The following is a 22,567-nucleotide window of genomic DNA, read 5'->3' on the forward strand; positions in this document are numbered from 1 at the left end:
TCCCCCTAAAATAAAGCATTTTCAGAATTGACTTTTTTGACGATTGCGTTGGCAACCAACACCAGTATAAATCCAACCACCGATTGATACAGTCCTGCAGCCGCAGACATTCCAATATCATTCACCTGCATGAGCGCTCGGTATACATAGGTATCGATCGTTTGTGTCGTGCTGTACAACGCCCCAGCATTCATTGGAACCTGATAGAACAACCCAAAATCCGAATTGAATATTCGGCCGATCGACATCAATCCCAAAATGATAATGGTCGGTTTGAGCAGAGGCAACGTAATCATGCGGATCTGCTTCATCTTACCCGCACCGTCAATTTTGGCAGCCTCATAGATACTTTTATCAATCCCGGATATGAACGCAATATACACAATAGAGCCATATCCGGCAGTTTTCCATAACTGAATGAAGACCAGCAAGTACGGCCAATATTTTGCTTCCGAATACCAGTTGATCTCGGGTATGCCCAGTGGTCGCAAAATGGAAAGATTCACAAAGCCGCTATCCGCATTCAGGAACGCAAATACCAGGTAGGACAGTACAACCATTGAGATCAGATTCGGTAAAACGAGTCCCGACTGAAACACTTTGGACCATACTTTGGTCAGCAGCTCCGACATGAGAATCGCAATCGCAATGGACATAATAGTTCCCAATACAATAAAAGTCACATTATACAACAATGTGTTTCGCGTCATAATCCATGCATCACTTGTCTGAAACAAAAACTTGAAATTGTCGAAGCCTACCCAATCACTTCCAAAAATGCCTTTGGCATAGTTCACATCCTTGAAAGCGATAAAAATCCCGGCCATCGGCAGGTAGTTGTTAATTAGAAAATATAGCAGCCCCGGGGCAGCCAGAAGCAATAACGGAAGTGTTTTCTTTATTCCTCTGGACGTTGTTTTGACAGTCATGTGCCATTCTCCTCCTTCATGAGGAGCGGGTCCGTCCGTGACATCGCTCCCCATTAAGACGTAATGCAAGCCCTTATTTCTGTTGTTCAGCCATCCACTGATCAAGCTGCTTTTGTTTGCTCGCGATAATATCCTCCGCTCCTGCATCGTTCAGTGCTTGCACAAATTTGAAAATCATCGGATCTGGGTCAAGCACCCCCGTTACCAGAGCTGGCAAGTATTGATTAACAACGTTAGTGACTGCACTCATCTGTGTCTTCACTTCACTTGGATCGAAGATGAAACCAAAATACGGAGATCTTTCCGTATCTTTGTTTTCCTTCAGTTTCAGTTCCACATCGGACCAGTTCACACCCTCAAGCTGATACTGCAATGACTCCGAGCCAACGATGCCTGTACTCAGCATTGCTGTATAAGGTACCGTGGAAGCATCCAGACCGTCAGGGAATTTCACATGATGCTCATCGACCTTAACGTAATCCTCCCCTTCAATGCCGTACAGAATGGTGTTAATCAACTCTTGATCTGTATACAAAAGGTTCAGGAACTTGACTGATGCTTCAGGAACTTCTGTTGTACTGGACACCATCCAGCTCACCAAATTCACTGCGCTTGTATCGAAATAGTACGGGACCAGCCGTTTCATTTCCAGGTTTTTGCCGGTCTGCGCGCTCAGTGCCTTGGCTGCTTCCATCCCGCTGTATCCGCCGAGGAAGGAGAACCCCCGTCCCGAAGCAACCGTATCCGAGAAGGCAATCGAGGCTGTGGCCGCATCCTTTTCCAGAAAACCTTTGTTAAACCACTCTCTCATCCTGTTCGCACCGTTTTTGAACTCATTCGTTTCATAGAAATTGCGGACTTTCCCATCATCGCCCACAACCACACCTATGCCTGTTGTATCTGACAGAAAATCAACCTTATACATGCCTTTAAGTGACAACATCAGGTTGGTGTCGCTTGGATTGACATTAATCGGGCCAAACGGAATGACTTCCGGATTTTTCGTTTTAACCGCTTCAAAGATAGCTGGCAGGTCATCCAGCGATTGGATATCATCTGCGGAGTAACCTGCCTCCTTGAGCATATCGGCATTGTACACAATGTTTGTTGGCAGCGACATCCCTTTATTTACCGGGATACCATATACATGCCCATTCATCGTCGTAGACTTCAGCAGGTTAGGACCAAAATCCTTCTCTAAAATCTGTGTCAATTCCTTGCCATACTCCGGCAACAATTCCTCAAGCGGATAAACCTGGTTTTTGGAAACATAATTCGTGAACTGGCCCAGTGTTGTGAAAATGTCCATTTGTTCACCGCTTTGAAGTGCCAAATTGACCTTCTGTGCGTAATCGGCTGGACCATACAAATTGAAGTCCACTTCTACACCAATTTTCGGAATGGTGATGGCATTAATCGCATCCTTGACTTTGCTGACGTCATCGGGAATACGGTTAAACGAAGGCATCGCGAAAACTATTTTCTCTACATTTGCCTGAGTGGACCCATCCCCTGTTGTTGCAGAGGATGATGTATCTGAGCCGCAACCCGCTAACAGAGAGCCGCAAAGGACCAGTGACAGCATAGAACCCCATAACTTCTTATTTTTGATCATCTCGTATATGACCTCCTGTTATCTTGTATTCGCTTTCAGTTTATCTGATTAAACCTGCTATCGCTTCAACAAAAACGGACTGTTTTTTCATAAAGACGGAATGAACCATACTTGGCCCCATGCAACGCAAAAACCCTGCTCCTGATGGAGCAGGGTTAATCACTATTTGGGCCAGATACCATGCATTGCAGGGCTGGCTACGATCGTAACGAGCTATATTTGGCCCGATATGCGTTTGGCGTTTCTCCCGCCAGCTTTTTGAACACAGTGGAGAAATAAGAAATCGTATCATATCCGGTCTCTATAGCAACCTGTCCAATGCTCATCCGACTTTCAATAAGCATACGCTTCGCCGCCTCAATTCGATATTGATTCAAATATTCCTTCATGGTCAACCCTGATTCTTGCTTAAACACTTTGGCCAGATAATCAGGGGTCAGAAATACGCTGGCAGCTACATCCTCACGATTGAGATCCTTATCGTAATTGTCGTGTATGTAACGTTTCGCCTTGTCCACTATTCCCTCGGAGCGCAGTGTTTCCTTGATCGTTTCAATCGTTCGTTCGGTGATCAGATGGGCCCACTTCATAAAATCAAAAATACTGTTCTCTGACTTTTGAAACAACTGCTGTGCAAGGGAATCTCTGAAAAGCTGGTGAGCTTGTACATTTTTTTTGGCTAGTATGGCATACACAACCTGAAGGAAATCTTCACGAATGGAATGCAGCATTTCTGCATCCAGTTGGTTTTTATGTGCCAACTGCTCAAGGTCCTTTTTCAGCCGATTGACAATCTGTGCCTTCTCCCGTTCTACAAAAAGGCTTGTATATAGCTGAATGTCCAGGTCAAATTTTTCCCTTTCCCCATTTTTGAATGAGGTGTGCTGCCGGTGTACTTTGCCCCTGAACATAATATTCGATTCATCCAGACGCTCCAAATCCGCTTTCACCTGTGCAAGTTCAGTGATGGGCTTCGGCTCACTAATATAACCTGTGGCAATACATTTCAAATATTGGTTCATCAGTTGAGTCAGATGTCTGCTTCGTTCTTCAAGCTGAGCCTGACTTACATCGTTCTCGTCCAAAATAACAGAAACATAAAGCATGTTATTTTTTTGGTAGGATACCACCCTGTCATAATTAAGACTTCTTAATATAATCTCGGAGCTAAGGTTAGAAAATGCATAACGAAAAGTGCTTTCATTCCATCGCTCGTCGATCTCCGACAGATATACACTCACGAGAAGCATCGCGTAAGACTGCTCCACATCAATGGTTAAATCCCGTTTTTGAATCTCTCCCTGAATCAGATCCAGTCGCGGTGATATCATCTTCGTCAGGATATCGGTCCAGAAGCTTGCTTCAACCAGCCCTTTATTTTTCAGCCAGCTCAACCCAAACTTACTATACTCCCCAAGCTGCTTTCTCCATTTCAACCCCCCACCGCTTTCAGCAGTGCTGCCTCAAGCTTCTCCGGGTTCAGAGGTTTGAGCAAATACGAGTCCGCATTATAAGAGATCGCGGTTGAAGCAAAATCAAAGCTTTCATGACATGTAAAAAAAATAAAGGCACAATCATGTCCCTGCTCTCTGACCCACTGAATCATCTCGATGCCGGAACCTCGCGGCATCTCAATATCGCAAATGATCAGGTCAGGCACTCCCGCCGCAAATAACAACTGGGCATCCTGAACGCAGTGCGCCCTGGATACTTCCGAAAAACCGTATTCTCCCCAGGAAATGATGTCGGTCAACACTTCAACCGTAGGAACATCGTCATCAATAAGCATGCAATGCATCACGCTCTCCCCTTCTTTATCCTGTTGTATTCTGAGACTCGTTAGGGATGGGCAGCCAAACTTCTATTTTGGCTCCAGAAGACTCGGCATTGGACAAGGTTAACAAGGCATCCTGTTTGTACAGTAATTTCAGTGTTTTGTATATTGTCGCGATCCCTATTTGCTCCCCATCTTCTCGCTCTAAATCCCCGGATTCGAAACGTTCCAGCCAACTCTCTGGAAATCCTTCTCCATTGTCTTCAATAACCAATTGGACATAGGACTGCTGACCGAGGGTCTCCACATTCGCCCGGATGAAGATAGATAATAACTCGCCATAAGTCAAAGCGTATTTGAACATATTCTCGACAAACGTCTGGATTAACAACTGAGGAATACGAACAGGGCCCGCAGTCGGCTCAATGTCCGTCATATAAAAAATTTGATCCGGATAACGAATTTCTTGCATTCGGATGTAATTTTCCACATGCCTCATCTCTTCATCAATGGAAACAAGTGTCAGTTCGGGCTTAAACATGTACCTTAGATGTCGTGAGAGCATTTGAATCATTTGTCGAATCTCTTCATTCCGGTTATGGTACGTCAAACTTGAGATGGTCGAAATCGCGTTCAGATAGAAGTGAGGACGAATTTGCATTTGCAATACTTTGAGTTCAGCCCGACTCTTTTCTATTTTTTCTTCATAGGATTGAATTTTGAGATGGGTGATCTCATGCACCATGGACTGAAATGAGTGGAATAATTTCATGAATTCAAACGAATAATTCCCCTTGGCTTCTGGAAAGGGCAACTGCCCTTTCTCCACCTCTTTCGCGGCTCGGACCAATTCGAGAATGGGACGCAATATGTTGCGGGCGAGAAATCGAAGCACCAGTGGAACGGCAATCAGGGAAATGCCGCCCAAACTAATAATCAACCACTGAATAAGCTTTAAGCCAGAGAACATGCTTTGCTTGGTAACCACATTGGTCATCTGTCCAAATTCCTCAATAGACTTCGTTACGAACAGATATCGCTTATCCGACTGCTCAGCTTCATCTATCCTGTTGCCCTTGCCCCACAGCTCCCCAGCCACCGTGGCAGCAAGGATATGTCCATCCTGTGCACTTAGTACAAACTGACTTGCGGGGTCAGCCTCCCGGCTGGTCAAAGACAACAAGCTATCCGCTTTTACAAACGTGCCGAAGCTGACTGCCCCATAGGTGATGTGTTTGAACAAATAAAATGTTCCCTCCACGTTGAGAACACTCCACTCTCCTCGTTTCCCAGCATGAGTCTGCATCACCTTCCAGTCCTCTTGCTTCAGAAAATCGGACAAAGCCATCTTCTCTGAGGATTGAACACGTTTACCAAATTGGGTGAGAATCCTGTCTCCCCTAAGAATCTGAATAAACATCCCGTCACTTGCATAGTTGTTGTTCATCTTGGACTTCAGTGCGTTCATAAGATGTATTTCCTTAAAGTAATCTCCCCCATCGACCGAATGAACATAATCGCTAGCGTACCTACTGGCATAATCACTCGCATCATCCGCATTATTTTCGAAAACTTCGATCAGATCTTTGGCATAGATATCCAAACTGTTATGAATCGTCTCCGCATAAATCGCCAACGTGTGATCCGAGTTGCTAACGATATGATTCTGAACAACCTGTAGAGAATATATATTGCTCAAGAGAAGAGCCGCAAAAAGGATGACCAAAATGACCATAATTTGGGTGTATAGTCTGAAAACAATGCTGTTTGTTCTAAATGGATGTCTCCCTTTCATGCTGTACCCTCTTCTCTTATCTTAATGCCTCGCCCCCATAATCTACATAGCCCCTGAATAGACGCAATACATGCGACTATCAGGGGCAAATGTATAAGGACTTGAATTTATTCAGCAGGCTTGTTATCCTCTCCTGCCCATTCCAAGGCTAGAACAATATAGTCATTCCAAAAATCCCAGTTGTGAACCCCGGCACTCTCAATGTAGGTCAGGCTGACATTCTCCTGATGAAGGAAATCTCGAAACCGTTGATTGACATCCAGTAAAAAGTCTTCTGTCCCACATGCCATATAAATATCTGGTATTGACGTGTTTGCTTCCTTCAAGCGCATCACAAGCGCTTCGGGATCTTTATCACTACCTGTAAGCTGATCCAAATCGCCAAACACGCGCTTGAAGTATTGGTAGTTGGCAACCCCGTCACTATAACCAGGTTCTGCATTTGCAATTTTATAAGGAAGTATAGCTGAGGACAAAGCGATAATTTTGCCAAAATGCTCCGCATACTTCAGACCGTTCCGAATAGCTCCATATCCTCCCATGGATAAGCCACCGATATACGTATCCTCTCGTTTGGTTGATAGGGGAAACAGACTGCGTGTGAATTCGACCAATTCCTGGCCAACATACTCTCCATGCAAATCCCCCTTATCCTCGTCATCCACGTAAAAATGATTTTCCCCAGCGGGCATAAATACCGCAATCCGGTATCTGTCCGAAAGCTCACGAATACGTGTATAACTAATCCAATCTGTATTACTGCCTGAATATCCGTTGAGCAGATAAAGCGACTTCAGCGGCTCACGATTTGCCCCTGGGTCAGCTTGTCCCGGAATTACTGGAGCATCCACCGGCAGCAGTGCACTAAATGTAACCTCTCTACGCATCGATTTTGAAAAAAAGTTGACTTGAATCATAGCCATGATGTTCACATCTCCTCCGATTTGAAGTTAAATCACATACTGTTCCTCTTGCCCTTGTTCGTTCACATAATGTACAGCTGAATGATAACTTTGGAAATCTACCGTTAAGGTGCACCTCTGATTGCCCAGACTCCATTGGAGAAGTATTACGTCATCTGCCGAATCCAGCACGCTGAATTCTCCCTGGAATGCAGGATAGGTATTCCGAAACCGGATAAGCCCCATAAGCCGTTGGACTACCTTTTTCTCCAGCGCCTGTTCCAATTCCTCCATCGTGTAATTATGACGGTTAATTTCTCTTCCTTCGCCCGTTAGTTGAACACTCTCGCTGTCATTCTTTCCGGCAAGCAGTCCCACATAATAGACCTGAGGGATGCCTGGTGTGAAAAATTGAATAGCTCTCGCTGCCAAATAGGCGTCATCATCATGATCAAGCGCACTGTAATAGGTGCAGCGAATTTGATGTACATCGAAGCCATCCTCCGCCTTATGCTCCTCTGATAGGATCAGACTCAAATTCGCGCCTCTCTCCAGACAGACATCAACGATTTTTCTTGCGTCTGTTGTATCGATCAGATCATCCAAATCTGGTTTGACCGGAATACCGTCATGACAATCCAGCATCGTGAACTGCTTGGCGGGTCTCTCCTTCAAATAAAGGCACAGCTCTGTACCGGATCGATTAATCAATGCCTCAAGCACACGATAAGGCAGAATAAAATCATAAATCCAGCAGCCGTACTCTGCCAGCTTGTATTGCGTGGAATAATGGGCATGAACCTCTGGCAGCAACACAAGGTCCAACGAATCCGCCAGTTCCTTGACCCAATCCATGAATAAGTAGATATCCGGCTCCACAAAAAAGCAGCTTGTTCCAAGCTTTTTGATGACATAGCCCACTGCATCCAGCCTTACCATTTTGACGTTTTGCTGTTTGAAATTTTCAAAGAAAGACCGGAGCAGCTGCTTCGTCAGTTCCGAACGCACATCCAGATCAATCTGCTCAGAAGGGTCTGTTTTGCCAAACGTGGTCCATACCCTTTCTTCTTCTCCACTCTCCTCAATTTGAAAGCTGGAATAGGGCTTGGGACGTCGCAGAAACATTTTGTCGATATCTGCTTGTACTGGCTCTCCGTCAGTCCATAGCTTATCCAATGTCATAAATAAATCGGCATATTCAGATGAACGTCCCTTACGAAGAAAATCTTGAAAATAAGGGGATTGCTGCGAAATATGGTTCACCATCAGATCGACCAATACGTCAAAATGTTCACCGATAGAGCGTATATCTTCCCATGACCCCAACGCAGGATCAATCTCCAAATACGTGAGCGGAGCAAATCCGCGATCCCCTGAAGACGGGAACGGTGGCAAAATATGAACCCCACCTGTGAAAATATCTGAAAAATGAGTATGAAGCACTTCATTCAAAGCCTTCAAATTGCCTCCCATAGAATCGGGGTATGTGATTAACTGGACTTGATTTTTCAACTTCATTCCGGAGCCTCCTATAAACCGAACTGTTCTTTAATGAATTCAAGTCTTGGCAACTCTACGACAGCACCACGATATCTCAATTTGTAGGCACTGACGGCAAATCCGAGATTCAAAGCTTTCCTGACCGTGTATCCCTGCACCAAAGCCGTGTAGAACCCGGACCAAAAAGCGTCTCCTGCCCCTGTTGTATCCACAATATCTGTAGCGTAAGATTCGAAAGAAATGGTTTCTCTGCCGTTACATACTAGTGCCCCGTCTTTCCCTAATGTCATGATTACCATCTTCGCACCTAGCTCCAAAAATCGCTCCATTTGTCGCTCGGGAGCAGCCTTCCCGAATAATCGCTCTGCGTCATCCTCCGATGGCTTGATTACATCAACCTGCGAGATCATGGATTTGACAACCTCCATACCATCCTCTCCCCGCGGCCAGATCATCCGATGATAGTTGGGATCGAATCCAATAAGTACACCATGGCTTTTGGCTTCTGTAATGACCCTTTCTACCGTATGGCGGGCGGGAACTCTCGAGATCGGCCAGCAGGAAAAATGAACGATCTTCGAATTGTGCAGCGCGTGCTCCATCGAGGCAGTGAAGCTCAGGTGATAATCTGCGCCACGGTAAAAGATCGGAACGGGTGAGTTCCGGCTTTGGGTAAGAACGACCAGACTTGTGGATTCATCAACTCGCTGAATGTGGTTCGTATCCATGCCTGCCTTCTGCAGATGATTCATTAAGAACGTGCCTAGGCCGTCCTCTCCGACCGCCGAAGCAATCTTGGACTGTATTCCCAGATTACTTACATTCAGAGCGATATTGGAAGGCGCCCCTCCAAAAAAACGGGTGTAACCATCGCATCCGATATGTTCATCATATTCATTCGATATTAGATCTACAAGCAGTTCACCAACTGTTAGCAAATCATTAGATCTATCTGCAAAATTCAAGCTTTTATCCAGTTCTAACATCGTCTTCCCCCTTGAATTGCGCTTGTATTTCCACATTAGAATTGTAATTAAACCTATTGTATTTCCGTTCCTATGCAGAAACTTTAATTAAATCGTTCTGTTTTATCAAAAAACAGGCTTTCTCTCCTCTCAATGGTTCAGTGCTCTGGATATGGCCTGAATGTACTCTGTTCTGGCTTGCCTGCTGATCTCGGCATCTGGAACTGCATGTTCGAAGGCATGGTAACATCCTGGGTACACATGAAGCTCCACCGGGATCCCGGCCTGTGCCAGACGTGCGGCGTAATCTAACGTCTCATCCCGAAAAGGGTCAAGCTGTCCGATACAAATGTACGCTGGTGGCAGACGAGTCAGATCCGTCGCGTGAGCGGGGGCCGCATGGGCTGGAACATCACTGGCGTACTCCTGTCCCAGATACATCTGCCATGCCACCAGATTGTTGGCACGATTCCATACCGCTGGATGCGTAATCTCATAGCTGGATGGCGTCACATTCCGATGATCAATCATGGGATACAACGGCATCTGGAAACAAATCTCCGGTCCATTAAGGTCCCGCGCCATTAATGTTAGCGCCGCCGCAAGACCACCACCTGCACTGGCTCCGCCAACAGCAATCCGATTCACATGAATCCCTAGTTCAGCCGCTGATTCAACGATCCACTGAAGGGTAGCATAACAATCCTCAAGACCCGCAGGATAAGGATGTTCGGGAGCCAGACGATAATCCGGGGATACCACGATGCAATCTGCCGTTTCCACAACATCGATGCACAAGACATCGTCAGCTTCTGGACTTCCCAAAATATATCCGCCTCCATGAATCCATAACAATACGGGCAAACGCCTGTTTCCTTGGTGGAGTGGCTTATAAATTCGGATACGCAACGGTTGCCCCTGCCCGCCCGGTATCGGAAGGTCTGAGATCGATATACCTTCCGATTTCTGAACGACAGGCGCTGACTGTGATCGGGCTTTCATAAGACCTTCCGGCAAGTGGATCGTTTCAAGAGTGGTGAGACTCTGCTGTAATTCCGGGTGTACCCGGCTTGTAAAGCCCATCGTAATTCCTCCATTCATGTTGCTATACAGTTAAGCTAGTCACTTATCCTAGAGCCCTGAAATTGATCCTCAATACAAGTAAAGTTCAAGTGAAAATAGTGAACCATCAGCCTCTGGTCATCCAAACGAAAACGGATACGATCGTGATGTGGAGAATCCAGCTCATACACGTAAATCTCCAACAACTGGTTGTCCAGCCAGGCAGCTTTGACAGCCACTTTTTTTCCAAACAACAGGTTGTCCTGTTCCCACTCCTCGTAACCACCGAACAACCCATACGTACCACGTTCATCCTTCCATTCGAAATGCCACTGCTGATCCATAAAGCTCAGCGCAATCTCCTGCACGCCTCGATCATTTGGCTCCAGATGGTACCGTCTTGTCCCCAATTCAGGAGCCGTATCAAGCCTAGTCTTTTCTCCGAGTTCCCACTTGCCAAGAGAAAGCTTCTGCTTTATCAGAGCATTTTGCAACGGAGAAGAATGATGCATCGCTGGCAGTAGATGGTTCCATACCGAATCCAGAACGGCTTGCATATCCTGCAAACCAGCGGTTATAGCTACCACAGCATCTTGATTCGGAATCACGATACAGTATTGGCCGAAAGCCCCATCCGCCCGGTAAGTCTCATGACGACATTGCCAAAATTGGTATCCGTATCCTTGGTGCCAATCCTCATTGCCCGTCACCCCGATCTGACCAGCATTCGTAATGCTACTAACCTTGCAGGAGGTGGCCTCCTCTATCCACGTTTGCGAAATGATTGCCGCTCCGTTCCAAACGCCTTTGTTCAGAAGAAATTGGCCAAACTTCGCAATATCACTGGTTCGCAGCCATAATCCCCATCCTCCCGTATTCCCGCCACTCGAAGTCCTTTCCCACCTCGGCTTTGGAATCCCTAAAGGTTCAAATAGCCTTGTTTCCAGATAATCGGCCAGACACATTCCCGTAATTCGCTCCACAATGAGACCCAATACATGGCTGGCACCGCTGTTATATATAAAATACGTTCCTGGCTCGTGTTCGATCGGAAGCTCGAAGAATCCCCGCACCGCATCACCGTCCGTCCTGTCTCCAATCCGCAGTTCAGCCCGATAGTTCAGAAATTCGCCTTCCGTTCCGAATCGTGTCGTATCCATGGCATGACCTGTTGTCATCGTTAACAGATGTTTTATTGTTAAATTCTTCGCATGCTCTGAAAGCCACATTCCACTAATCTCGGGAAAAAAGGAGAGAACGACATCATCCACAGTCAGCAATTGTTCCTGAACAGCAAAACCTGCTGCCATCGAGGTAAAGCTCTTCGTCAGAGAGTATACGGCATGCGGAACATCCGGTCGATACGGCTTGCACCACCCTTCGGCGACAAGATGCCCATGTCGGATCAGCATGAAACCATGCAATTCAAGCCGCTGGGCTTCGATATGTTCCAGGAAGTCTTTCACTCCCTTCAAAGACACCCCTTGTTCTGCCAGGCTGCTGCGTGGAATACGATGATCCTGTATCATATCTATCTCCTTTCATTGCTTCAATTGTGTTGCTTTTAAGACACAAATTTTATGTCAACCGCTTGACATAAAGAGTATACGGTAAAGCTTTCAGACTCTTCTCATAGAGAAGTGCCTTTTATGTGCTTTCCCGTTCAACGAGCATCACCGGTAATATATTTATTTTGGGAACCTCTTCTCCATCCATCTGCTTCACAATCAAATCAATGATTCGTTCCCCCATCTCTCGAATAGGCTGCCGGATGGTGCTGAGACGTGGTGTAACTAACGAAGCGATCTTGACATCATCATATCCAATAACCTTGATATCCTCCGGGATTTGTTTCCCTGACTGGCGGCAGGCCTGAATGACCTCTGCTGCAATAACGTCGCTGCTGGCAAAGATGCCATCAATATCAGGATGTTCCGCCAGGAACTGAACGATCTCATGTTCAATGTCCATTTCGTCTTCAAGAGAAACATCTAATTGCAGATGAATGGGAGTAATACCGAAAGCAACCAGCCTCTCATCATATCCCTGCGCTCTCCCGTTGGCTAACAAGGCCTGATGGTGAGGGCCGCTAATACCGCGATATACAAAAGCTGGCTGTCTGCACCCCTTCTCCATAAGCAGTTGTGTAGCCAGTCTTCCCCCCATGAGATTGTCTGAGGAAACTATGGGAATATCATCAGCTACCTCGCGGTCTAGCGAAACCATCGGCAAATTCAGGCCCAGATAATGCCCGACATCCAATACCGAGCTGCCCATGATGATGCCATCCACTTGATTCTTTTTTAACATGTCAATATATTGACGCTCCTTGTTCATATCCCGATCGGAATTACATAGCAGCAGTTTATAACCCTGCAAATCTGCATAATACTCCAGATAATACGTCATCTCACTGAAAAAAGGATGCGAAACATCTGGAATAACCAGTCCGATCATATTCGATTTTCTTCTGAATAAAGCCCGTGCCATTTCATTCGGTTGGTAATTAATCTCTTTCATCACCTGATATACTTTGTCACGTGTTTTCTGGCTTATATAACCTCTATTATTCAATACACGAGATACCGTAGTTACGGACACACCTGCTTGTTTGGCTACATCTTCGATTTTGGGCATAACATCATAACCGCCTTGCTTTTTTTAACTATTATAACCCTTTCATTATCCATTTTCAGAAATTATTTCAAGGCCCCTTCGGTGATTCCTCTGATGATTTGCTTTTGCAAAAATAGATACAGCACCAGAACCGGAACAATCGTCATGATCAACCCCGACATTAACGGAGCATAATCGACAGAGTACGAAGAGAAAAAGTTATAGGTTGATAGTGGCAACGTCTTGTGCTCAGGCGAGAGCAGAACCAGGCTTGGCAGCAAATAATCATTCCAGATCCATAACACATCCAGAACGACAAGTGTTACAAATACCGGTTTCAACAGTGGAAGTACAATCTGGAAAAAGGTTCTTAGCCTGGAGCTGCCTTCAATAAAAGCGGACTCCTCCAGCTCAAACGGGATGCCTTTGATAAAACCATGAAACGTAAACACGCCAAAGGGCACACCGAAACCCAAATACATAAACAGCAAGATCCCCTTTGTATCCAGCAGGTTCATATTGCCATACAGCATGACCAATGGAATCATGAGTACCTGAAATGGAAGTGCCAGTGAAGCAAGCATGATGAAGAAAACAATGCCGTTAATTCGCCATTTAAAACGGACAAACAAATATCCGGTCATTGACGAAAACAACAGGATAAGGAAAACGGACAGAACCGTAATGATCATAGAATTCATAAATCCGTTCAGAAAGTCCATATCCTCAAAAGCACTTACATAATTGGAAAATTGAATGCTCGTTGGCAGAGATAAAGGATTCTCTACGAATTGCTGAGTTGATTTGAACGAGTTCATGACAATCATCAAAAAAGGCGTCAAAAAAATGAACAACAACACGTACAGCAGCACTGTTTTTAATTGCGGAAGAGATCGACGGGCATTCATTACGATTCAACCTCCAATTTTTTAAGCAAATAAGATTGTGTAAGTGCAATAATGGCGACTACAGCGAAAAGGACTACGGCCTCCGCCTGACCCACCCCGTATTGATTGGACAAAAAGGCTTTTTGTACAATATGATACGTAGCCAGCTCCGTGGAATTAAATGGGCCGCCTTTGGTCAACGCAAGGTTAATATCATACGTCAAAAAGGAGCGGGAAACGGAAATAAAAATACAGATGACGATGGCAGGTACGGTGAGCGGTAGCATGATTCTGCGAATAATAGCCATTCTGTTCGCCCCATCGATGCTCGCGGCCTCCAGCACATCATTAGGTACACCCGAGAACCCTGCAATATAGATAATCATCAGATACCCGATCAGCTGCCAGGACGTTGTAATCACCAGCGCCCAAAAGGCTGTGTCTGTACTTGTTAGCCAGGAGGTTTCAAACCAGGACCAGCCGTACTTTTCTCCCAAATAGGGCATGACCTGCGAAAATAGAGTCTGCCATAAATAGCCGAGCACGATTCCACCAATCAGATTGGGGGTAAAAAATCCTGTACGCAACCACTGCTCCCCTCTCCCTCCACCCGTGAGGGCGAGTGCAATAAAAAATGAAACCACATTGGCAATAATAACGGTAAAGAACACGTATTTGAGCGTAAACCATAATTGTCCCCAAAATACGGTATCATGAAAAACTTCTACATAATTGGCAAAACCGATGAGCGTGCTATCAGCGGATTGAACATCCCAATTGGTGAATGTAAGGTATAATCCAACGATAAATGGGATGACGACGACTGCTGTAAAGGCGATGACGGAGGGTCCTCCAAAAAGAAAGAATGTTCCTGCATTTTTCATCAACTGTTTTCTATTCATGCTGACCTCCTTGATTACCCCTCTGGCTTCACATATAGAGGATGAACCTTCATTGCTCAGGCTCACCCTCTGCATGCCCTTTGTTTATAAATTATTTGCCAGCCTGGGAAGCCCAATAGGCTTGAACTTCATCGATAAGTCCTTTGCGATCGATAACATCTACCAGATACTTTTGCATGGATGAGCCAGTCTTGGCCCAGTAATCCTGAGGCAGGTAATTGATGACACCAATATTCAGCACTTTGCTTTGATCCACATATTGGGTAACTGCATCAGCAATAATATTGGTTCCTTTTACCTTGACATCTTTGTAAGGCAAAGACAGACCCATTTGTGAAACGATCGCATTCTGTCCTTCTTCGCTGGTCACTAGCCATTCAATAAACGCTTTGGCAGCCGTTTGCTGTGCTTCAGTAGAACCAGAGTTATCAATAGCCAATAATTTCGGTTCACTATATGCGATTTGGGTGTTTCCAAAATCCTCCGGGTTATTGCTGATGGGTACAGGAATGATTCCGAATTCGTCATCACGGCCCTCAAGTGTACCGATGACTGCCCAAGTCCAGTCCCCCATGAAATAGAATGCGGCATCACCCTTGGCAAAGTCGGCACTGTCTTTGTTGTAATCGGCAACGAGTGGGTCTTTGCTCCGGGCATTGTATTTTTTCAACAAATCAAAGGTATCCATCAGGCCGTTAAACGGTGCGTTATCGGCCAATGAAGCCGTCCCGTCTTTCAGCCCCTCTACAAATTTACGATTCTCATCCACACTGTTGGATTGCAGAGAATACGTAAGCCCCAAATAATGAGCACCCAAAGACCAATCTGCTCCATGGAGCATTACAGGCGCTTTTCCAGCGGCTTCAATTTTTTGAAAGAGCGATTCCAAATCATTGCGGGTCTTGATCGTTTGCGGATCGAAAGTCCCTCCGATGGCTTCCTCTACTACACGCTTGTTATACAGTAACCCATACCCTTGGGCCGTCCATGGAATACCCAGAAATTTCCCGTCCAGCAACGCACCTTCCACTGCACCCGGCTTCGTCAGCTCTTCATACTTCGACTTTTCTGCATCCAGATCCAGAAATTTGTCCTTATATTGAAGAATGGTTCCAGGGTCAAGATTCGCAATGGTTGCCGGATTACCCGATGCCAGCAGAGATTGGAACTTTTCAAGCTGAGCCCCTCCGATCGGAGTAGGGATCAATTCAATCGTCACTTCAGGATGCAACTCATGATATTTTTTGAAAAGATTTTCGAATACAGCGTTAACTTCAGCAGAGGTATTGAAAAATGTAAGTTTAACATCCTTGCTGGCTGCTTCGGTTGCATCCGGGTTTTCACCCGTTGCCCCGGTCTGCTTGCCTTGCGAACAAGCCGTGAGTAGCATCGATAGTACCAACAGTAAACAAACAAACGGTGTAAGTTTTTTCTTCATCTTACTAAGTCCCCCTGACAATAGTTTATGAAAGCGCATACAAGATAGATGCAATTTTATGATAACCGGTTGACATATAATGTGTCAATCGGTTGATACAAAATTCGAGCTCCATTTTTTTCATTCATTTTTAATCCAAATGTAGACAAACCTCTATCATTTATGATTTTTTTTGCATTCCTTGCAGGATTATGGGAATTTGTGGAGAATAGAGTAATCACTGGTTTCTCGTGAACACCTAATTGGAAGCGCATACTTATCAAGTTTTGCTTTTCCCCTCTTCTAAGTAAGGATAATCACATTCGGCCGAGAAACCATTTTACCTCAATATTGAAAGGAGGACACCTCCAAATAAACTTAAATCACAGCGTAAGCTCTGAAGTGTTTTATATGTATGAAAATGAAATGAAATATCGAGGAGGATAACTCATAATGAACTTACGATTCAAAAAATCATTGGCTGTAGTCTTGGCCTGTTTAACCGCTCTTCCTCTCATGTTGGCACCCGCGCCCACTCAGGTTTCAGCAGCAAGCGACGCCAACGTAAATCTGTCTGCCGAAAAACAGGTTATTCGCGGTTTTGGTGGAATTAACCACCCCGCCTGGATCGGTGATCTTACAGCAGCACAACGCGAAACTGCTTTTGGCAATGATCAGAACCAGTTAGGCTTCTCCGTACTCCGGATCTACGTCGATCCGGACCGAAATAACTGGTCTCGTGAAGTCGCTACAGCTAAACGTGCCATTGAAAAGGGTGCTATCGTATTTGCATCACCATGGAACCCTCCAAGCAGCATGGTTGAAACGTTCAATCGCAATGGAAACCCCAATGCCAAGAGGCTGAAATATGACAAGTACGCCGCCTATGCACAGCACCTTAATGACTTTGTAACCTACATGAAGGATAACGGCGTGAATCTGTATGCAATTTCAGTTCAAAACGAGCCTGATTACGCAGAAGAATGGACTTGGTGGACTCCTCAAGAAATGCTTCGATTCATGAAGGAGAATGCCGGATCCATCAACAATACTAAAGTTATGGCACCGGAATCCTTTCAATATTTGAAAAACATGTCTGATCCCATCTTGAATGATCCGCAAGCCCTCGCCAATATGGATATTCTGGGTGCACATACGTACGGAACACAGTTCAGTAACTTCCCTTATCCATTATTCAAGCAAAAAGGAGCAGGCAAGGAGCTGTGGATGACAGAGGTATACTACCCAAATAGCGACAACAACTCGGCCGATCGCTGGCCAGAGGCTTTGGATGTTTCCTATCATATGCACCAATCTATGGTCGAGGCAGAATTCCAGGCCTATGTATGGTGGTATATCCGCAGACAGTATGGTCCAATGAAAGAAGACGGCACGATCAGCAAGCGCGGTTACAATATGGCGCACTTCTCCAAATTTGTACGTCCAGGTTATGTCCGAGTGGATGCAACCAAGAAACCGGATACGAATACATTTGTTTCAGCGTACAAGGGGGATAACAAGGTTGTAATTGTGGCGATTAACAGAGGCACCTCTGCAACCAGCCAAAGATTTGTTTTGCAAAACGGTAATGCCTCCACCGTATCTTCATGGGTAACAGATAGCAGTCGGAATTTGGCTAGTGGCGCACCGATCAATGTGTCCAATGCCGCCTTTACAGCACAACTTCCAGCCCAAAGTGTCACTACGTTTGTAGCCAATGTAAGTAGTGGTAGTGGTGGTAATACTGGCAGCGGTACCACATATGAAGCAGAGACAGAAACCACACTCACCGATGCTGTAATTGAAACGATTAATTCCGGTTACACTGGCTCCGGGTATGTTAATTTCAACGCCTCGACTAACTCGGCAATTCAGTGGAATGCTATCAATAATACTGTAAGCGGCACCAAAAATGTGAAATTTCGCTATGCCTTGGAAAGCGGGACGCGTAATCTTGATGTTTTCGTAAATGGGACCAAAGTGATCAGCAATACCCCCTTCTCTCAAACGGGAAGTTGGTCCACTTGGGCTGAAAAAACGATCCAAGTACCGATGAATGCGAATACCAATACCATTAAAGTGGTGACAACTGGCACAGAGGGGCCAAATATCGACAGCATTACGGTTACAGCAGCTCAATAATGGACGTGTAGGGAAAAATTGCCCTAACCCCCCTTCTGTATCCGATACAGCAAGTTAGTATCATCAGAAGCGGGGGTTAGGTTTTATGGAACAGCATTCACAGCGCAGTAACAGGAGCCAAAGTAATCAGCAATACCCCTCCTCAGCCTGTGTCAGGCAATACAAAAAGGTTCCCCGAAGGCGTTAGCCTATCGGGGAACCTTTTATTTGATGCGGTCGAGAGGACTCGAACCTCCACGGGGGTTAGCCCACACGGACCTGAACCGTGCGCGTCTGCCAATTCCGCCACGACCGCATATTGTATATCTCCGACATGTGTATATCGGCGACAAGGAATAATATATCATGTGAAATCTAGCATGTCAACACTGAACATATAACAAAGAAAACCTGCCAGACATCCATGTCTGATCCAAGCTTTCAATGATTGCTAATCTTTACTTCATCACACCTGAAGCTTCATGCAAACTACAGTTTGGAAGGCCAGTTACCATACCACGCATAACCGCCTCTTCTCTCTTTATCAATATCGCTTAATTTGTATCTAACGATCCCGTCACGGCCTATAAAGATCGGTTTATCTGTTCCCACTTCATAGAAGCGAGCCCAGATGGGTGCTGCTTTCGAATCAGCGATAATTTTGCTATCCCCATTTGCTCGTTCGTACTTATAACCCGTGATTTTCACCTTATTAAACCAAGCCTCAGCTCCCTTAATGGATGCTGTAATTTTGGTATTTGCGGGTCTGGTCTTCAAAAACTTTACAATCGTTACACTCTCCCCAGCCGTCAGCGATGGTACCTCATAAATTCTCGCGCTTGCCGGTTTTAGCGAACTGGAATCATGTTGTTGTCCCCAAACTGTCAGCTTACCACCTACAACCACTTGTGTATTTAGAATGGCTTCTACCCCTTTGGCAACTGAATTTTTAGCACGATTGGCAAGTGTGCTGTCGATAAATGAGAAGTCTCCTTTGCGTGTTGCGACTTCATCCAACATGTACATGACATTAATCATGGCATCGTCATTGTATGTGATGTGCTTGTGATACCCGGAGCTTTGGTAGACTTGTGGCCATCCGCCGTTCGAATACTGCATATTCAGCAAAAAGTTGATTCCCTTGATCGCGGCAGCTGAGTAACGCGAATCATTTGTCTTTATAAATTCCTTCGCGAGTCTTCTAACTTCTGAGTATGTAGCTTTGTTGTCAATCGTGGACTTCGCCCATTCCCCACTTGTTTGTTTATAATCTTTTCTCCAGCCCCCATCCGGCAGCTGATTCTTCAATATATCGGAAATACTTGCTGTTGTGCCTGATGCATCTGCAGCGGATACTGTTGCTACAGGAAGAACTGCCATGCCGACTGCTGAGAAAGCCATCGAACATGCCATGACTAGAGTAACTAATTTTTTTGCTTTCAATGGATTACACTCTCCTCGCTAAATATTCAGTTTCACCTCAGCATCAATATTTACATATAGAACAATAGAAACAAATCAAATTCAATATATATAAATCCATTTTCACTTTAAGTTCACTTCATTCGCCAATGGATAGATATCCTCAAAGTTATTCGTTTCCAAAATCATTTTCTCTGTGTCAAAGATCAATAATGTTGGACTTTTTTCAATGTCGAATAATTTTACATAATCATACTTTTGCGACGTATCCTCCATACTGATAAAATTCAGCTTGCTGAAACGAATTGAGGACATCACTTCATCCGAATTTACGATCCCCAATAACTGTTTGTTCAACGAATTCAAGTCTGATTCCGCGTTCCAAAATACATAACCACTATAAGTTCCCTGTTGCTCTGAAAGTAATTCCTTCATTGCTGTTTCTTTGCTATCAGCAGAACAGCCCGCTGTGAAGACAGCCGTAAGAACGACGAAAACAATGATTAGTAGTTTTCTCATCTGGGTCAACCTCCTTGAAATGACCAAGTAATTTTTCTACATGATTTAAGGCTACATTTTTGGATGGTCCTCATGACATAAAAATATAGTTTGTTAGTTTCAAGCATAAGCAAAGTCTGTTTCTTATCACAGAGTCTAACAAAAGAATCCTGAACTAACTCCTCTGCGATGGAAGGATCATGAGTAATACTAATGGCTTTTTTCTTCATCACAGAATAAATTCACTGTACAATCTTTCAATTAAAATGGTACCGCTTTCAATTTTAGGTTCTAATGACACAGGTCGGATCAACAATGTACTCTCCTCCTTTTTGCTTTGTATTTTATCCGTACACATGTGGAAAATTGCTTCGTATAGTGATCATCTAATGAATAGATATTACGAGATAAATATCGAGTGAACAACAAACAATAAAACATAATAATAGAATATTTTACTTATATTGTAATACATTAACTAACTTAAATCAATTTTCTGTTTCTTATCATTTGATATCCTTTAAGCTTTTAGTTACTTTTTTGTAATCATTACCACTTCTATTCCAACATATTTTTCGTCAAAAAACGATAATTCCGCTAACATTGAGGTACTACGAAGGATTATAAACCCGTTTGACAATTACGCAATTATGCAATATAGTTTCAAATAGTTACAAAAACTTAATTATTCATTTGCCGAGTTTCATGTTTGAAAACGGGGGAACCATTTTGGGTGAATTATTCTTATACATAGGAAATATAGGGAACCTTCTACCGAACCCTTAGCTAACTCCGTAGGCATCGAAGGGAGAACATTGATTTTGAAAAAACTGATCATCTCCATTTTTGGAGCAGCTGTACTATTTACATCCGGGGCAACAAGCACAGAGGCAAGCAGTATCAATTCCGTAGTGAACAACATGACTGGTATACCTTACAAGTGGGGCGGCACAACGATGGCTGGCTTCGATTGTTCCGGGTTTATGAGATATCTTTTCAACAAATATAGCATTGAATTACCACGTACATCCCAGCAGCAAGCCAAAGCAGGTACTCCGGTATCCAAAAGTAGCGTTCGCACAGGCGATCTGGTGTTCTTTAATACGATGGGCAATGGCATTTCACATACAGGTGTATATATCGGTGGCGGACAATTCGCTCATGCCTCCAGCAGTAAAGGTGTAAGCATCACCAAGTTGTCCAATCCTTATTTCAATGATCGCTACGTGACGGCACGACGGGTAACAGGACAATTTATGTATGATAAAATGTTAGGTAAAATGTAATCATCATATAGAAAGAGGAGGCCCGGATCATTCCGGGACCTCCTCTTTTGGTTGACTTGCCTTTTATATGACCGATTCGTGTACTACATGTACTAATGCAGCGCCTTTTGCACTCGCATCGCGCCCTGAGACAGGGCATGTCCGCCCCCAACTGCTCCGGCTACGGCAACCGTCTCCATGATCTCCTGATCTGTGGCGCCCTTGGCACGGGCTTCTTCCACATGGTAGAAGGTACACACCTCATTGTTGGCGAACAATCCAATCCCAAGTGCAATCAGTTGTTTCGTCTTCGCATCAATCACGCCAGGCTGAAAACATTCTCCGGTAAACTCATGATACGACCTGACCACATCTGGCAACATATCACTTAATGCTCCAATCTGATCCTTGTAGGCATGAACTTTATCATTCATCAATGTCATGGCTTGCAGCACACCCTTTCGGCTATAGTTACAGATCATCCTCACTGTACCTATCTTCTCTCCCGAGTGAGCCAATTATGCCAAGAAATCATGGTAATTCCAAACATTTAAGCGCTCAAGCTTCTTCCAAATAATAAACCGTTACTCACCAAGCGGGTTCTGGCGAGGCTCGCTAAACAGCTGATATCGATAGCGGCGATCCAGCTTCACCACACGCCGATTCTGACGGCGAATCAGTACTTGCTCGCCATCCCAGGCAACAACAATTCCCGTTACATCATTAGATTCCAGCTCATCCCGCACGACTCTTACTTTATCACCCGATAAACGCAAGGTGTCCAACTCTGTATCACTGATCATGTCTATAGCTCCTATATTCCAAATTAATTTACAAAAAGAGACCTAAATGATAAGTCATTTAGGTCTCACGTGACTGTATTAGACTGTCATGTCA

The 22,567-nt window shown here is 44.8% G+C and carries 20 protein-coding genes, 1 tRNA gene and 1 riboswitch; of the genes, 2 read left to right on the plus strand and 19 right to left on the minus strand.

Features of this window, described 5'->3' with window-relative positions:
* Positions 1-5: 5 nt before the first annotated feature.
* The 14 genes from C0Q44_RS28795 to C0Q44_RS28855 form a co-directional block, all read right to left on the minus strand.
* Positions 6-929, minus strand: a complete 924-nt coding sequence (locus C0Q44_RS28795; RefSeq protein ID WP_105410571.1) for an ABC transporter permease — start codon at positions 927-929, stop codon at positions 6-8.
* A 73-nt stretch (positions 930-1,002) separates the two neighbouring features.
* Positions 1,003-2,544 (minus strand): ABC transporter substrate-binding protein, encoded by a 1,542-nt coding sequence (locus C0Q44_RS28800; protein WP_105410572.1) that lies wholly within the window; start codon positions 2,542-2,544, stop codon positions 1,003-1,005.
* 197 nt (positions 2,545-2,741) lie between these two features.
* Positions 2,742-3,938, minus strand: coding sequence for a helix-turn-helix transcriptional regulator (locus tag C0Q44_RS28805; protein ID WP_258166610.1), 1,197 nt, complete (start codon positions 3,936-3,938; stop codon positions 2,742-2,744).
* A 38-nt stretch (positions 3,939-3,976) separates the two neighbouring features.
* Positions 3,977-4,342: a response regulator gene (locus C0Q44_RS31350; protein ID WP_258166611.1), complete on the minus strand. Its 366-nt coding sequence runs from the start codon at positions 4,340-4,342 to the stop codon at positions 3,977-3,979.
* Between the two features lie 16 nt (positions 4,343-4,358).
* A complete protein-coding gene (locus tag C0Q44_RS28810; protein ID WP_105410573.1) occupies positions 4,359-6,113 on the minus strand; it encodes a sensor histidine kinase in 1,755 nt (584 codons plus the stop codon).
* 107 nt (positions 6,114-6,220) lie between these two features.
* Positions 6,221-7,036, minus strand: a complete 816-nt coding sequence (locus tag C0Q44_RS28815; RefSeq protein WP_105410574.1) for an alpha/beta hydrolase — start codon at positions 7,034-7,036, stop codon at positions 6,221-6,223.
* A gap of 27 nt (positions 7,037-7,063) precedes the next feature.
* Positions 7,064-8,533 (minus strand): sucrose phosphorylase, encoded by a 1,470-nt coding sequence (gene gtfA / locus C0Q44_RS28820; RefSeq protein WP_105410575.1) that lies wholly within the window; start codon positions 8,531-8,533, stop codon positions 7,064-7,066.
* A gap of 11 nt (positions 8,534-8,544) precedes the next feature.
* Positions 8,545-9,501 carry a carbohydrate kinase family protein gene (locus C0Q44_RS28825; RefSeq protein WP_105410576.1) on the minus strand — a complete coding sequence of 319 codons (957 nt, stop codon included), beginning with the start codon at positions 9,499-9,501 and terminating at the stop codon, positions 8,545-8,547.
* Between the two features lie 129 nt (positions 9,502-9,630).
* On the minus strand, positions 9,631-10,563 hold the full coding sequence (locus C0Q44_RS28830; protein ID WP_105410577.1) for an alpha/beta hydrolase: 933 nt from the start codon (positions 10,561-10,563) through the stop codon (positions 9,631-9,633).
* Between the two features lie 35 nt (positions 10,564-10,598).
* Positions 10,599-12,071: a serine hydrolase domain-containing protein gene (locus C0Q44_RS28835; RefSeq protein WP_105410578.1), complete on the minus strand. Its 1,473-nt coding sequence runs from the start codon at positions 12,069-12,071 to the stop codon at positions 10,599-10,601.
* A 118-nt stretch (positions 12,072-12,189) separates the two neighbouring features.
* Positions 12,190-13,179, minus strand: a complete 990-nt coding sequence (locus C0Q44_RS28840; RefSeq protein ID WP_105410579.1) for a LacI family DNA-binding transcriptional regulator — start codon at positions 13,177-13,179, stop codon at positions 12,190-12,192.
* A gap of 62 nt (positions 13,180-13,241) precedes the next feature.
* Positions 13,242-14,066, minus strand: a complete 825-nt coding sequence (locus tag C0Q44_RS28845; protein ID WP_105410580.1) for a carbohydrate ABC transporter permease — start codon at positions 14,064-14,066, stop codon at positions 13,242-13,244.
* Positions 14,066-14,947: a carbohydrate ABC transporter permease gene (locus C0Q44_RS28850; RefSeq protein WP_105410581.1), complete on the minus strand. Its 882-nt coding sequence runs from the start codon at positions 14,945-14,947 to the stop codon at positions 14,066-14,068. Before C0Q44_RS28850 ends, C0Q44_RS28845 begins: the two co-directional genes overlap by 1 nt.
* 91 nt (positions 14,948-15,038) lie before the next feature.
* A complete protein-coding gene (locus C0Q44_RS28855; protein ID WP_105410582.1) occupies positions 15,039-16,385 on the minus strand; it encodes an ABC transporter substrate-binding protein in 1,347 nt (448 codons plus the stop codon).
* Between the two features lie 432 nt (positions 16,386-16,817).
* On the opposite strand from C0Q44_RS28855, the gene xynC reads away from it, so the two are divergent.
* Positions 16,818-18,506, plus strand: a complete 1,689-nt coding sequence (xynC, locus tag C0Q44_RS28860) for a glucuronoarabinoxylan endo-1,4-beta-xylanase XynC (RefSeq protein WP_105410583.1) — start codon at positions 16,818-16,820, stop codon at positions 18,504-18,506.
* Positions 18,507-18,717: 211 nt separating this feature from the next.
* Here xynC and C0Q44_RS28865 read toward each other — a convergent pair.
* The 3 genes from C0Q44_RS28865 to C0Q44_RS28875 form a co-directional block, all read right to left on the minus strand.
* Positions 18,718-18,801: transfer RNA gene (locus tag C0Q44_RS28865), tRNA-Leu, on the minus strand.
* Between the two features lie 173 nt (positions 18,802-18,974).
* Positions 18,975-19,928 carry a pectate lyase gene (gene pelA, locus C0Q44_RS28870; protein WP_219845206.1) on the minus strand — a complete coding sequence of 318 codons (954 nt, stop codon included), beginning with the start codon at positions 19,926-19,928 and terminating at the stop codon, positions 18,975-18,977.
* 102 nt (positions 19,929-20,030) lie between these two features.
* Positions 20,031-20,426 (minus strand): hypothetical protein, encoded by a 396-nt coding sequence (locus C0Q44_RS28875; RefSeq protein WP_105410584.1) that lies wholly within the window; start codon positions 20,424-20,426, stop codon positions 20,031-20,033.
* A 663-nt stretch (positions 20,427-21,089) separates the two neighbouring features.
* A riboswitch (cyclic di-AMP (ydaO/yuaA leader) is annotated at positions 21,090-21,221 on the plus strand.
* A 5-nt stretch (positions 21,222-21,226) separates the two neighbouring features.
* Between C0Q44_RS28875 and C0Q44_RS28880 the strand changes: the two genes are divergently transcribed.
* On the plus strand, positions 21,227-21,691 hold the full coding sequence (locus C0Q44_RS28880; protein ID WP_105410585.1) for a C40 family peptidase: 465 nt from the start codon (positions 21,227-21,229) through the stop codon (positions 21,689-21,691).
* A gap of 92 nt (positions 21,692-21,783) precedes the next feature.
* Here the strand turns inward: C0Q44_RS28880 and C0Q44_RS28885 are convergent, their stop codons facing one another.
* Both C0Q44_RS28885 and C0Q44_RS28890 read right to left on the minus strand, forming a co-directional pair.
* Positions 21,784-22,113 carry a carboxymuconolactone decarboxylase family protein gene (locus tag C0Q44_RS28885; protein WP_105410619.1) on the minus strand — a complete coding sequence of 110 codons (330 nt, stop codon included), beginning with the start codon at positions 22,111-22,113 and terminating at the stop codon, positions 21,784-21,786.
* Positions 22,114-22,254: 141 nt separating this feature from the next.
* Positions 22,255-22,473 carry a hypothetical protein gene (locus C0Q44_RS28890; protein WP_105410586.1) on the minus strand — a complete coding sequence of 73 codons (219 nt, stop codon included), beginning with the start codon at positions 22,471-22,473 and terminating at the stop codon, positions 22,255-22,257.
* Positions 22,474-22,567 lie beyond the last annotated feature (94 nt).

This window comes from Paenibacillus sp. PCH8, from assembly GCF_002968835.1.
Taxonomy (GTDB): domain Bacteria; phylum Bacillota; class Bacilli; order Paenibacillales; family Paenibacillaceae; genus Paenibacillus.